Here is a 16,103-nt window from a genome sequence, read left to right as displayed (position 1 = left end):
CGGTCACCGCCGACGACGCGGCCGTCGCGGGCGCCGGCGCCAAGGCGGGCGCGGGCTCGATCGGCCTCACGATCGGCGCGGCGGTCGGATCGGCCACCGCGAACCCCACCGTGAAGGCGTACCTGGGCACCGGCGTGCACGTCGTGCTCGGCACGGGAGCGACCAACGGCGTCACCGTGACCGCGATCTCGCATCGCGCGCAGGCCGTCGGCACGGCCAAGGTGGTCGGCGGCGGCATCGCCAACGTCGGCCTGCCCGGCGCGGACGCCACCACGTCGCCGACGGTCGACGCCCACGTCGGCGCGAACAGCACGATCCTCGCCGGCGGCACGGTCACCCTCGACGCGCAGTCGCTGGCCGACCCGCAGGGCGCCCTGCTCACCGACGACATCGTCGGGCTCAACGTCGACGGCGGCGCCGCGCCCTCCGACACCGTGCTGTTCCCGCAGCACGGTGTGTCCACCGGCGACCAGGTGCAGTACAGCTCCTCGAACCCGATCGGTGGGCTCCGCAACGCCCACGTGTACTCGGTCGTGGTGCCGGTCGTGAACGGCGACCCCGACCCCGACCACCTGGGCTTCGGCGTCACCTGGACGGCCGCGTCGATCGACGCGCTGAGCCTGGTGCCCGGCGCGTCCGGCGTCGACACGTCCCGGGGGCTGCTGCGCTTCAGCGGCCCGCACCACTTCGAGAACGGCGACGCCCTCATCTACCGCTACGACCCGGCGCACGCCTCGTCGATCGGCCTGACCAACGGCGGCGTCTACTACGTGCGCGTGATCGACGCCTACACGGTCGCGCTCTACGCCGCCCAGGCCGACGCGCTGCAGGCCGCGAGCGTCTTCCACACGGGCGACGTGAGCGGCAACCTGATCGGCGGCACGCCGTTCACCGTCGGCCAGCAGGTCACCTACCGCTCCGCGCCGGCGAGCACCTTCACGCACGGGGCGGGCATCCCGGCCGTGAACGGCCACCCCGCCTGCGCGTACTGCAACCACGCCGTCGACGTGACGGTCGATGGCAGCGGGCACGTCACGGGCGACAGCGGATCCGCCTACAACGTCTACCTGCCGACCGTGAACGTCGACCCGGTGACCCATGCGGTCACCCTCTCCGACCACAACCTGCACGACGGCCAAGCCGTGATCTACCGGGTCAGCGACTCCTCGCACAAGATCCCCGAGCTCACGGTCGGCGCCACCTATTACGTGATCCGGCAGAGCGCGTACGCGATCCGCCTCGCCGCGACATACTGCGACGCGGTCGGCCACGCGGGCGACGCGGCCTGCCCGAACGCATCCGTCGTGACCCCGATCCACATCTCCGCCCCGCCCGAGTCGCGCGACGTGCAGGCATTCGCCCCCGCGGGCATCGGCCTCAGCGACGGCGCCACCTACACCGTGGGCAGTCGCAACGGATCCGGCCAGATCACCCTCGCCGGCCAGTCGCTCAGCACGGCGCACGTGTTCGGCGACCAGACGCTGTACCTCGCCGGGGCGGCGCTCAGCGCGGGCACCGGCGCGCAGGAACTCGTGCTGCGGCTCACCGGATCGCTCACGGGCTCGCAGAAGCTGCTCACCGCCGACGGCTCGTCGCTGCGGGCGGCCTCGCCGCCCCCGGGCACGGGCGTGACCAACGCCGCGGCCAACGGCGGCGGGGGAGGACTGGGATCCTTCACCTCGCAGACCGCGCAGACCACCGTCAACCCGACCGTGCGCGCCTACGACGCGGCCGCGTCGATCACCGCGGGCGGCAACGTGGGCATCAGCGCCACGACGCACACCAACGCGACAGCGACCACGAGCAACGGATCCGGCGGGCTCATCTCCGGCGCCGGCGTGTCCTCGCACGTCGACGGCACCGGCAACACCTCGGCCTTCATCGGCAGCGGCCCCGACGGCATCACCGGCACCACCCCGGCGACGCAGGTGAACGCGAGCGGAGTGAACATCACCGCCGGCGGCATGGTGCGGGTGTTCTCCACCGCCATCTTCGTGGCGAACGCGGACGCCGATACGGAGAGCGGCGGACTGGCCGGCGGATCCATCGCGCACGCCGAGGTGCACCTCACCGACAACAGCGCCTCGGTGATTGGCGCCGGTGCGCACGTCGTCGGCGGAACCGTCAACGTGCTGGCCACCACCACCGGCTCGAACATCACGAGCCATGCGCGGTCGATCTTCATCGCGTTCGCCGGTTTCGCCACCGCCAAGGCGGTCTCCGAGCTGAAGAGCCGCGACACCGCGCTCATCGACGGCCAGACCGGCACGCCCACCCGGGTCGAGGGCGACAACGGCGTGGATCTGCGCGCCTTCCACAGCGGCAACACCCGCTCCCACGACGACGACCCCGAATGCTGGTGCATCGGCCCGTCCTACAGCGACGGCTACGACAACTTCGAGTTCTCGGAGACGGCCGCGGCGCATGCAGGCGTGACGGTCGAGGCGGGCACGCGGATCCAGTACGGCGTGAACACGAACGATCAGAGCCTCGACCCGGCCGACCCGTCGCCGTGGCACCTCGCGCACCCGGCCGGCCAGACGCACCTCGCGCTGTACGTGCAGGCGGAGACGAGACCAGGCGATCCGGTCGACAACACCGGCACCCGACACGTCGACTGGAACGCGGACGTCATCATCCACGAGGGACCGAGTCCGCTGCTGATCATCGGCCCGGACGGCCACGTGGTGACCGCGGTCAACATCACCGTCAACGGGGTGAGCAACCCCGCGCCGGGAACGGACTTCAGCGGCGCGCCCGTGATCGAGGTGAACGACCTCGTCAACCACGACACCGGCGACGTGCTGATGAGCTCGGGCGGCGGCACCATTCACAACACCCTCAATGGTGGCGCGAACGTGTCGAGCCACTACTGGGGAACGTTCTACTACCGCGACAACTGGGCGGCAGTGACGATCCTCAACCACTCCACCGCGCGCCTGGTGATCGACGACATCACCGTCCTGAACGTCGGCACGCCGACCGTGACCCTCGCCGCCCCCACCGTGAGCGCGATGTTCGCCATCGTCCGCCACGTCGACCCGACGCTCGTCACGATCACGAACGACGCCCCGACCTCTGCGCACGACCTGCTCATCAACGGCACGATCCTGAACCCGATCGGCGAGACCGATGTCTCCAGCACCGGATCGATCTCGTCGTCGACCGCGCGCGGCGGATCCAGCTCCCTGTTCAGCGGCCCGCACACGGACCTCATCCGCACGAACATCCTGCACCTCGTGGCCGGATCCTCGATCGCCGCGCCCGCGACCTACCTCAACATCGATCTCGTGCAATGGGCGGGGCACGACGAGGACCTCACGGCGAACTCCGGCACGAGCCAGTACCTCGACCTGCAGACGCTGCTGCGCGACCTCGCGATCGCGAACCCGCAGACGCCCGCGTACGTGATCCCGATCGACCACCTCGTCGCCGGCGAGAGCATCTTCGTACGGCTGCAAGCCACCCAGTACCAGACCTCGGTGGGCACGGTGCCCGGCATCCAGGTGACCGCGACGCCCGGGCCGAGCGGGCAGTACGTGAGCTTCTACCACCCCGACGGCGCGCACTGCTACTACGCCGACGGCTGCGTCAGCCCGCACCCGACGTTGGAACCGGGAGCCTTCGCGACCGGCGGCAGCGCCACGGACAGCACGTACGACTTCAGCCTGCTGGACGCCGGGTCGAACGGCACCCACGGTCTGATCGACGTGTTCGCCGCGAACGACGCGCCGTCGGCGACCCGGATCAACATCGTCGGCCTCGTGCTCATCCAGCAGCCGGCGTCGGGGGTGACCGCGGCCACGTACGGCACGGTCAACGCCGACACGAACGGCTTCATCACCCTCACCGAGCAGTACGGAGACCTGCGCGCGGGCCTGATCCGCTCCACCGACGACGACGTGACGCTCACCGCGCCCGGATCCATCTACGACGCCCCGCAGCCGTCTCCGAACCCGCCGAGCTCCGGGCACACCCCGGCGGCGACCACGCCGCAGGTCGTGGGCGTGAACGTCACCCTGACCGCGCAGCACGGCACGATCGGCCTCGACAGCAACTTCCTCGAGATCCAGTCCTCGGTCGACAGGTTCGGCGTCCTCAACGCGCAGGCCCCCGGCGTGATCCGCGTCTCGCAGACCACCGGCGACCTGCACGTCGACACCGTCACCACCTGCTACGGCTCCAGCGCCAGCACCTGCGCGAACATCTCGCTGACGAACTTCCACGGCTCGATCACCGACGGGCACAACCTCGGGACCGGCGGCACCAGCGCGAACGTGTTCGGCGACACGATCGACCTGCTCGCCCGGTACGGCAGCATCGGCGCTACGGACGGCACGAACGACCTCAAGCTCGACTCGGCGAAGGGCAGCGGCTGCACGAGCCACTACACACTGCTGTACCAGGGCGCGAACTACCAGAACGCCACCGATGCCCAGCGAGCCGTCACCGCGACCTGCGACGTCGCGGCCCAGGCCGACGGCAGCATCTTCCTCACCGAGGTCGCCGGCTCCATGAACGTGCTGCTCGCACACGCGGGGGAGAACACCGGCCACGTCGCCGGCCCGAACAGCGTGCGCCTCACCACGACCGAGACCGGCGCCGAGGGCAACGACATCCTGCTGCTGCACTCCGGCTCGACCCTCGTCGTGGAGAACGCCCCGCAGAGCGTGCTGCAGGGCCTGATCGAATCCGATGGCGGCAACATCGTGCTCCGCTCGGCCGACGACATCGTCACGGATCCGAGCAGCATGATCCTCGCCTTCGCGAGCACGGTCGCCGCCGTCGTGAGCGACCCGAATCAGCGGGACAACGCCACCGGCAACATCGACATCTACGGCGACTGCCACAACGCCGGCTCCGGCGCCTGCCAGATGCCGACGCTCGACACCACCGCACCCGACCCGACGATCGGCGACGGCACCGTGATCGTGCTGCGCAGCGGCCAAGCGGCGGCGGGCGGACTGCCGGGCGAGATCGCGAACGGCGCCGGCGGACTCACCCGGGTGTTCGGCAACTCCGAGGCCGACACGATCGTCTTCGACCGCACGATCCTCGTCGGCCAGACCCGCGCCTACGGCGACGGGACGCCCACCCAGGCCGGGCTGTACGCCCCGCTCTGCAACGGCCCCCCGAACACGTGCGTCGACACGTTCGTCGTCAACCGGCTCCAGTCGATGGTGCCGCTCGGCCAGCAGGTGAGCCGCGGCGCGACCCTGACCCTCGACGGCCAGTCCGGCAGCAACGTCTACTCGATCTTCACGAGCGGCAGCCAGTTCACCAGCAACAACTACGAGCTCAACGTGCTCGGCTCCCACGCCCCCGCCGACGGCACCGACACGCTCAACATCTACGGCTACGACACGTACACGGCCGGATCCCCGGACTCCACCGGCATCGACCCGAGCACCCAGCACGAGTACGCGACCAACGACATCTTCGTTCTGCGCGGCACCCCCGCCGGCATCCTCGGAGAGACCGCCGCGCGGCCCGCCCTCTACCAGGGCACCGGTGCCCACCCGGTCTCCGCGGACCCGTACTCGGCCGGATCCGGTTTCGTCGCCCTGCTGCACTCGACCCTCGCGGGCACGCAGGCGAACCTCGGCGGCACCACGACCACCGGCACCACGGGCGTCTACGGCGTCGAGCGGATCAACTACGACTCCGCGATCAACGGGGGCCTGCACGTCTACGCGCTCGGCGGGAACGACTACTTCGCGGTCGACGACAACGCCGCCGCCACCTACCTCGACGGCGGATCGGGTGACAACCAGTTCCAGATCGGCCAGATGTACGGCGAGCGCCGCAGCAGCGGCGCGGTCGCCTCGCCCGCGCCGTCCTACGGAGCCTCGGGCAACCTCGCCGCCGAGAACGTGTTCGACGTCGCGACCGTCGCCACCACGCGCGGCTGGCTCTCCCGCGGCACGAGCGCCCCCCTCGTCGCCCAGGGCGGCACCGGGAACAACACGTTCACCGTGTACTCGAACCATGCGGTGCTGCACCTCGAAGGCGACGGCGGCAACAACCTCTTCATCGTCCGCGGCTTCGCGCTCGCGCAGACCGATGCGGCCGGCAACATCATCCTCCCGGGCGGCTGCACCACGATCGAGGCGCCCGCGTGCATCCCGATCCCGATCACGACCAACGGCTACTCCACCGCCGCGCAGACCGACGTGCGCACCGGCGCGGGCAACAACCAGGTCGAGTACAACATGAACGCCCCGGTGTCCGTCGACGGCGGCACGGGCTTCAACAAGCTGATCATCCTGGGCACCGAGTTCGCCGACCACATCGTCGTGACCGACCACGGCATCTTCGGCGCCGGGGTGTCGGTGACCTTCAAGAACATCCAGGTGATCGAGGTCGACGGGCTCGAGGGCGACGACGTGATCGACGTGCTCTCCACCGCCCCGGGTGTGGCCGTGCGGGTCATCGGCGGCCTCGGCAGCAACCAGATCAACGTCGCCGGCGACGTGAGCGGCAACGTGTACTCGCGTGACATCAACGGCACGAGCGGCACGATCAACCTCGCCGTGATCACGCAGGACCAGCTCTACCAGGATGTCGTAATCCCCGGCGTCGCACTCAGCGTCGCACAGGGCTCGCAGGGCGCCGTGATCATCACGGAGCACGCGGGCGGCACGCTCGTCAAGGAGACGCAGAACGGCCAGGCTACGAGGCCTCCCATCGGCACGATCGACTCGTACAGCGTGCGGCTCGCGCAGGCGCCGACCTCGACCGTCTACATCGCGGTCACCGCCGAGCCCGACATCCGGCTGAACCGCGAGGGCAGCCCGCAGGGCGACTCGATCCTGCTCGCCACGACCCCGCTCGGATCCGTCCCGAACCCCGGCACGACCACCGCGGACAGCGACTTCTACCGGCACGTGCTGATGGACGCGCTCGCGACCGACCTGCCGCAGCGCGCACTGGTGCTCGTGTTCACGCCCGGCAACTGGCAGATCCCGCAGCTCGTCTGGGCGGGCGCGATGAACGACGCCCTCGACGATGGCCTCCGCACCTACGAGATCAGCCACAGCGTGCTCAGCGCCGACCCGGTCTTCGCCAATGCGCCCGTGCGCAACGTCGAGGTCACCAAGATCGATCCGGGCACCCCGGCGATCCTCGTCACCAACCTCGGCAACACGAACACGACCGGGATCTCGATCGCCTCCCGCTTCACGGACGGCGTCGGCAACGGTTCGACGACCTTCACGTCGAACACCGCGCACTTCACGCTCAGCGACGTCGGCCAGCCGATCTCCTCGATCGACGGCAGCGCCGCGATCCCGGCCAACACCGTCATCCTCTCGGTTGTCGACGGGCACACCGTCGTCCTGTCGGCCGCGGTCGCCGGCGCGAGCGGCATCCACTTCGCCCTGCCGAGCCGGCTCGCCGCCGTCCAGCAGTACCGCGACGGCGCGACCACGAGCGGCTCGAACCGGCTGTACTCCGCGAGCGCGGGCTTCAACGGCGGCGACGTCGGCCGCAACCTCGTCGAGGCCGACACCGGCAGCGCGATCCCCGCGGGCGCGACGATCGTCGCGGTCGCCGCGGACGGCACCTGGGCGCAGCTCTCGGTGGCCGCGGTGGCGACCGTCACCGGCTTGGTGTTCGCGATCCCGGACCGCAACGCGAGCAACCTGATCCTCGGCGGCAGCGGCAACACCACCTACGCGATCTCCGGATACGCCTCGGTCGTGCTCGCCGCTCAGCCGAGCGCGCCCGTGACCGTCACGATCACCGCGGCGAACGACGCGCGCATCTCGCTCTCCAGCACCGACCCGCGGTTCCACGTGGTCACGCCGGCGTTCGGCACGACCGCGGGCGTGTACACGATCACGTTCTCGACGTCCGACTGGTCGACGCCGGTCATCGTCAAGGAGGACGCGACCCCGCACTACAGCATCGCCGACCCGCACAACTCCTACCTGGTCGCGAGCGTCACCACCAGTGGGCCGGAGTATGTCGGCGTCGACAACAGCCTGACCCCGTGGGATGTGCTGGTCATGAACGACCTGACCCCCGCCGGGATCGTGCAGGCGCCTGCCGACATGGTCGTCACCAAGTGCGGCGACGCGCTGTGCACCGTACCCGGCCCCGGATCGAGCATCAGCATCCGCCTCGCCGCCCCGCCCAGCAAGGACGTCACGGTCGCGCTCGTGACCGACGGCCAGACCGACATCGTCACCGACGGCGTGCGGGTCACGAACGGCGCGATCGGCGCGAAGAAGACCGTCACGTTCTTCAGCGGCAACGTCACGATCGCGGGTCTCGTCGTGACCCTCGCCGCCACCGAGCTGGGCAGCTTCCTCGCCTCCGGGTTCGCGATCGGGCAGCTGATCCAGCTCACCGGGGCGGGAGCGCCGCTCACCGCGACGATCACCGGCGTCACCACGACGACCATGACCCTGAGCGCCGCGCCCGCCGCGGGGCCGCACACGGTCACGATCGGGCGGGTCGTGAACGCCGGACTCCTCACCGCCGGATCCGTGGTCTACGACGCGGCGGCCGGCACCCTGCGCCGGGCGGACGGGTCGAGCTGGCTCGACGACGGGTTCCTCGAGGGTCAGATCTTCAAGATCGGCGCCTCCGCGGTGATGCTGAAGATCCAGGCGCTGACCGGCAGCACGTCCACGAAGGTCGACATCCTGACGGTGACCGACAAGACCGCGCTCGCCGCCGTGCTGGGCGCGTCCGGCACGATGACGCTCACCCTCACCCAGTGGGCGGCGCAGGTGACGTTCACGCCGTCGAACTGGTACCAGCCGGTCGCGATGGGCGTGGTCGCCGACCCGAAGTACTCCGTCCCCCCGGGCAACGCATCGCTGCTCAGCTTCCCGAAGACCCCGCACCTGCTCTCGGCGATCCGCGGCCCGCTCTCGGTCGAGGGCGGCCCGACCGCCGGCAGCCACGCCGCGCTGCAGCTGCCGGTGATGCTGCCGCAGGAGGGCAACGCGCTCCCGTTCGGCATCGGGATCCAGCCGCCCGAGGCGCAGCAGGTCAACGTCCTGAACATCTTCGACGACGGCGCTCAGCAGAACCAGACGGGCGTGCTCAGCTCGACGACCCTCACCGGCTTCGGCATGGGCCCTGGCCTCGACTTCACCCACCACAAGGGCTACGAGCCGGGCAACCCGGCCAAGCCGACCTTCGGCGAGCCGCCGGTGTTCCCGAGCGGCATCAGCTTCGGCTCGGTCACGGTCGACCCGGCCACCGGGCAGATCCAGACCAACGCGAGCCTGTCCACGATCCAGTCGCTGAACATTCTCGAGGGCCAGGGCAACGACACCCTCACCGTGACCGGCACGCTCGTCGGCGGACCGTACACGAATGAGGACGGCACGCCCGGCACGACCTTCGTGCACGGCGGCCTCACGGCGCTGCACGGCGGCGGCGGTGCAACGCTCAGCATCACCGGCACCTTCGACCTCACGGCGACCACGATCACCCGCGACGACGGCACCGCCTGGGCGGCGGACCAGTTCGCGGTCGGCCAGCAGCTGATGTGGAACGGTGTGCCGATCGGTGTGATCACTGCGATCACCGGGGCGGTCATCACGTACGTCGGCCACGGCCCGGCGGCCGGGGCGGGCATCCACGGCACCGTCGCGGTGTTCGACCCCGCCGTCCACGTCAGCACGAACGTCCACTTCGTCGGCAGCACCCTGATCCGCACCGACATGAGGAGCTGGGTCGAGGCGGGCTTCTCGATCGGGCAGCTCGTCACGGTGAACGGCGTCGTCGTCGGCACGGTCACCGGCTTCACCGGCCCGACGCAGGACATCCTGCAGCTCACCGCGACGGTCGTCCCGCCGTGCGCGAGCGGCACGACCTGCACGGTCACGGTCGCGCAGGCCACCGCGAGCAGCAACGCCGTGCGCTACGGCGGCAACGTCTTCACGGTCACCGGCGGCGCCGGCCCCGGCCCGGGTGCGACCCCACCGACCGTCACCGGCACGTTCGCGACTGGACTCTCCGGATCCGCGCCGACGCTCACCCGCGCGAGCGGATCCTGGATCGCCGACGGCTTCGTGGACGGCATGGTGCTGCAGGTCGGCGGCCTCCCGGCCTGGACCATCACCGGTGTCACCGCCACGCTGTTGACCCTCAGCGGGCCCGCGTTCACGGACCCGACCGTCAGCGTCGCGGTGGTCGGCTACGCCCCGTCGCCGCTCGTGGTCTACGGCGCGACCTCGCAGGACGGCGTCTGGTACTCCGGCGACCCGCACACGCAGACCAGCCGGGTGTTCGGATCCAAGCCGTTCCCGAACCAGGTCGGCGTCGGCACCCCGCAGTTCGTGTTCCCGGTCGCGAACCCCTTCCGCCACGCGGGCAACAACGTCATCGACGCGAGCGCCCTGTTCGCGGGCGTCCCGAACGGCCAGGTGCCGTCGGTCGGCCTCACGATCTACGGCGGATCCGGAGACGACATCATCCGCGGCAGCCAGGCGGGCGACTTCCTCGCCGGCGGCTCGGGCGACAACACCATCTACGGTGGCCGCGGCGACAACATCATCCTCGGCGCGAACGGCGTCAACACGAACGTGATCAGCCGTGCGATCTCGTTCCCGACCGTGAACAACAGCGTCTACGAGAACGCCGACCCGCTCATCGCGGGGAACAACCTCATCTACGGCGACGTGCCCGGCGCGACCGCGACCGACCGCTACGGCGACTACGACAACATCATCTTCGGCGCGATGGGCGTCGTCGTGCAGGACACTCAGGAGGCGACTGTCGGCGTGATCACCGCGGGCCCCCTCGGCGGCACCCGCACCGTCACCGGGGCGCTCGCCTCGCACGCGCCGTCCGGCTCGGCTCTCAACGGCGTCGCGACGGTCACCTGCCAGGCCGCCTGCTTCCGTCTGACCGACGTGGGCCTCGCGATCGCCGACACCGCGGGCACGCTGCTCTCGGCCGGCACCATCATCACGGCCGTGAGCGCCGACCTCAAGACCGCCACGCTGTCGCGCAACGCGATCGCCGGCGTCTCCGTCGGCAGCGCCTCCTTCACCATCGGCCCGCCGCAGGGCTACTGCCGGCCGACCGGCGCGAGCGCGCTCAACGTCTACTGCCCGGCGAGCGGCACCACACCGTGGGGAGACGCCAGGGTCGAGAAGATCCAGACCACGCACGACATCCTCGCCGCGTACTCCGACGCGACGCAGAACCACGGCGACAACCGGATCTACGCGTCCGGCGGCGACAACGTGATCGTGGGCGGCGACGGCGCGAACGACATCCAGGGCGGACCGGGACGCAACCTCATCATCGGCGGCAGCGTCGCCCTGAACCGGGCCTCGCACCTGTTCGACTACCGCAACCCGCGCTTCCAGGACCTCGCCGGAACGCAGATCTACAGCACCACGCCCGGCTCGCTCACGCAGAGCCTCACCGACGGACTCGCGCAGAACGACCCGACCGGACACGCGTGGTGGGGCGACTTCCTCTCCGGCACCGGGGGGATCCTGCTCTCCGTCCCGCTCGGCGACGCGAACCGTCCCTCGCAGCTGCAGGACTCCGCCAACAAGGGCGCCGACTACATCGCCGGCGGATCCGGATCCGCGATGATCTTCGGCGAGTCGAACGACAACATCATCCAGGCGCACGGCTCGATCGACATCACCGCGCCCGCCTCGCCCACCGGCTACCCGACCGGCCCGAACGGCTCGCCGTCGATCGGCAGCGTCTTCGGGGGCGCGGCCACCTGCTCGTTCCGCGGATCCTTCCTCGGCAATCGCGTCGGCGCCTGCCGCGACGCGAACAACGCCCTGCTGATCAACCCGTCCGTCGACGACTATGCGGCCCTGCAGTACCGGCTGAACGGCAGCCTCGTCTTCGGCGCCCACACGATCGCCCGCACCGACGGCCTGTGGTGGGCCGACGCCGGCATCGCGGTCGGGCAGACGCTCACGGTGAACAACGTCATGGTCGGCGTGGTCACGGCCGTCAACCAGGGCACGCTCACGGTCACCGGAGCTCCGGCGCCCGCCTCGTGCACGACGCTGCCGTGCACGGTCATCGCGACCGTCGCGGCGACCGACGGCCAGAGCTACGTGGAGGGCGGACGCGGCAACAACACGATCTTCGCCAACCGCGGGCAGAACGACATCCTCGGCGGCAACTCCGACTTCTTCAGCTTGACCCTGCCGAGCGAGCGCGCGAGCGGCTCGAACCTGATCTTCGGCGGATCCGGCCTGAACGCGGGCCGCGAGGACTGCGGAGACGGCGTGCTCGATGCGACCAACCACTGCATCACGAACCCCAACGGGCACGCGCACGACGCGAACGTGATCGTCGCGAACAACGGCGAGATCGTCCGCCTGGTCGGCACGAACCGCACCTACGGTGTCGCAGGCGGCGTCGCCATGTCGGTCGGCTACCTGAACTTCAACTACGACGCGAACGGGTACACGACCGCGACCGAGCGCATCATCGCCCGCGCCGTGAACCTGCTCGACGCGACCCCGGGCGGCCCCGACCTCGCGAACCAGCCCGGCCCGCAGGTCACCGGTGCCAAGGCAACCAACGGCGTCGGCGACATCGGCGGCACCCCGATCGTGGTCGACGGCGTGCACCTCATGCGCGGCAGCGAGATCCATGCCGAGTCCGGTGACGCGTTCATCTACGGCGGCCCCGCGAACGACGTGATCTACGGCGGCGGGCAGAACGACACCATCATCCTCGGCTACGCGGACAACTGGGTCTCCGGCGGCCGAGGCGACAGCTGCATCATCGGCGGCGGCGGACGCTGCTTCGCGAGCCGCAACAGCTCGAGCTACGGCGAGCCGCTGTACGGCATCGCGCCGATCCCCGCCGCGAACCTCTCCGAGCTCATCACGACGCCCGGCAACGTGCAGCAGGCGGTCATCAACGTCGCCGGCGCCCTCACCTACACCGCGGTGCTCTGGCCGTACAACTGGGATCCGGCAGCGAACGGCAGTCCGAGCTTCTCCACGGGCTGCAAGCAGAACGCGATCTGCGACCACTACCAGCCGCGCTTCGGCCACAACATCATCTACGGCGGCTGGGGCAACGGCGTCATCCACGCCGGTCCCGGACAGTCCGCGGTGTCCGGCGCCGAGGCCCCGGAGCTGGGCTACGCCGACAACTTCGACCTGTCGGGCACTGCGATCAACCAGGCGCCGTACGAGACCGACTGGTACCACCCGTTCAACCCGGGCAACCCGGCCGGCTGGCACCCGCTCGGCGACGACGGCAACGGCAACGCCGCCCGTGCGGGGATGTCCGGCAAGTCCAGCTACTTCGACCCGTCCGACCCGCGCCGCGAGGTGTGGCTGAACTCGGTGGTCTCGAACGCCTTCGTGCTCGGCGCGCCGAACCCGCTGCTGTGCAAGACGATGGCGCTCAGCGCGACCTGCCTGCCGTTCTTCCTGACCTTCGACCCGACCGACGCGGGCCTGCCGCTCGACCTCACCTGGTACCCGGGCACGGGCGAGCCGCAGATGCCGACCACGGGGGACAAGGCGATCTTCGGCGACCTCGGCAACGACTACATCGTCGCCGGCATGGGCCGAGTGCGGGTGTACGGCGGCTGGGGCAACGACCTCATCGACCTCCGCGCCGACACCCACGTCGACGGCGGCCTCAACGACGGGCCCGTTCCGAACCTGGTCCGGGGCGCCGACGGCTCGTTCAGCCGCGCGACCGCGAACTTCGTCTGGGGCACCCCGGCCTGGGAGTCGCTGGCCTACGGCGGCGCCGGGCAGGACATCTTCTTCGCCGGAACCGGGGGAGACCGCCTGATCGACTGGGTCGGAAACCACAACAGCTACTACGTGCCGTTCTCGCAGTTCGGCATGCCGGCGGTCAGCCGCACCCTGCAGCCGTTCCTGCCCGAGTTCCTCTACGCGCTGTCCAAGAGCGACGGCGCCGACCAGACGCTGATGACCCGGTACGCGCCGTACGACGACCGCTACCAGGGCCTCGCGTCCCGCAACGGCGAGCCGTTCGGCGAGCTCGGCCTCGTCCTGCAGCACGACGACGCCTGGCACCAGCAGACCGGCGACCCGTTCAACCAGATGCCGGAGAACCTGGGCGGTACAGCGAACGACGTGCAGAAGACCGCGAACGTGCGGCCGTTCAACTCCTCCGGGATGGGCGCCTCCTCGGGCATCGTGAACGCCGCGGGAACGTTCGCGGCCGCGCGTCTGTCGCTCCCGTCCGGAGCAGGCGTGAACCTGCCCTCCGGCATCACTCCGGCCACCGCCACCGCTGTGCCTCTCGTCGTGAGCGGTGCGCCGGGGGCCACGGTGACCTACACGTTCACTCAGGGCAGCCGGGCCGTCTCCGGTTCCGGCACGATCGCGGCGGGTGGATCCTTCGCCATCGTGCTCGACCTGTCCGCCTTCGCCGACGGGGTCATCACGGTGACGGTCGTCGTCACGGTGCCCGCCCAGACACCCACCACCCTCACCTCACCACTCGCGAAGAGCAGCATCGCGCCGACCGCGCCGACGGTCTCCTCCGCGACCTGGGCGAACCTCACAACCAGGTCCGTCTACCTCGTCACCGTCCGCGGCCAGGCGGGCTCGATCGCGAACGTCATCATCACCGACGGCGCAGGACACGTCGCGAACGGCATGGACATCATCGACACGAGCGGCGTGCTGATCATCCCGGTCGACGTGTCGCAGCTGCTCGACGGCCCGCTCTCCATCACGACGACGCTGACGAACGGCATCGGCGCGAGCACTGCGACCGTCACGTCGACGACCCTCGACTCCGTTGCTCCGTCGCTCACGGTCGGTGCGGTGCCGGCCACGGTCACGTCCTCCAACGTGGGCGGCGTCTCCGTGACGGTGTACGGCGAGACCGGCGCCCTGGTCCGCTTCGTGTTCAGCGACGGGGTCACGGCTGTCTCCGGTGCGGCGACGCTCAACGGCAGCGGGAAGACCAACCTCTGGAGCGGATCCCTCTCCTCGCTGCGCGACGGGCCGATCACGCTCACGATCACCGAGACGGATCCGGCCGGCAACCCGACCGTCTTCAGCCAGACGCTGCTGAAGAAGGTGACTCCGCCCGCCGCGCCGAAGATCACGCTCAATGCGCTCGACGACAGCGGCGCCTCGAGCTCCGACTCCGTGACGAACGTGGTGTCGCCGCGATTCGTCGTCATTCAGGCGGCGGACGCGGTCTCCACCACGGTGTACGTGAACGGCATCGCGTACACCGGCCAGGCCCTCGCGACGGGCACGTACACCGTGACAGCGGTGAGCGTCGACGCCGCGGGAAACACGTCGGCCACGGCATCCGCACCGGCGACGCTGGTCGTCGACAACTCTCCCCCGTCGGGGACCGTCACGGTCGCGGGTGCCGTGGCAGGCGGCACCACCTATGTCGGTGCCGGATCCATCTCTCTCAGCCTGTCGTTCAGCGGAGCACCCGCGGGGCTCTCGCAGGTCTCGTTCTCGATCGACGGCGCACCCTTCAGCGCCCCGGTCGGCTACGCCGCCTCGGCGACGCTCGCGGTGCCATCCGCCGAGGGCGCGCACACGGTGGCGGTCCAGGTGACGGACCGCGCGGGCAACACGATCACGGTGACGCGCTCGTTCGTGATCGACCGGACGCCGCCGACGAGCACCTGGGCGATCACGGCGCCGTCGAACGGCACCGCGTACGACGTCTCGCAGCGCATCACCCTCACCAGCAACGCGACCGACAGCGGATCCGGGATCGCGTCGGTGCGCGTCACGATCGACGGTGCGACCTGGGGGAGCGGGATCGCGCTCATCGGCGAGAATCTCACCGCCGGCTCGCACACCGTGGTCGTCACCGCGACCGATGCGGTCGGCAACAGCTCGACGTCCACGTTCACGATCATGGTGCGGGCGACCATCGCGGGGCTCCGGACCGCGGTGTCGTACGGGGCGTCGAGCGGATACATCACCTCGTCGACCGTGTCGTCGAAGCTCCTCGGCGATCTCACGACCGCGCAGAACGCCCTCGCGGCGGGAAACCTCGCCGCCGCGAAGTCCGCCCTGGCGACCTTCGCCTCCGACGCCGCCGGCCGCTACGTCTCCTCCGCCTACTCGGCCCTGCTGAAGAGCTGGGCGAACGATCTCGCCGCGTCACTCTGA

At 70.3% G+C, this 16,103-nt stretch carries 1 protein-coding gene (running past one end of the window); it reads left to right on the top strand.

The window, feature by feature from the left end; genetic code table 11:
• Positions 1-16,103 carry the 3' portion of an Ig-like domain-containing protein gene (locus tag AC1DCT_RS05605; RefSeq protein ID WP_477427923.1) on the top strand. The gene continues 14,017 nt to the left of window position 1, outside the view, so 16,103 of the gene's 30,120 nt are visible here — the last part of the coding sequence; its start codon lies off the left edge, out of view; it ends in the stop codon at positions 16,101-16,103.

The organism is Microbacterium sp. 10L49 (genome assembly GCF_056395125.1).
The sequence above is the reverse complement of the archived record's forward strand: the minus strand, read 5'-3'. Positions and strand labels throughout refer to the sequence as shown.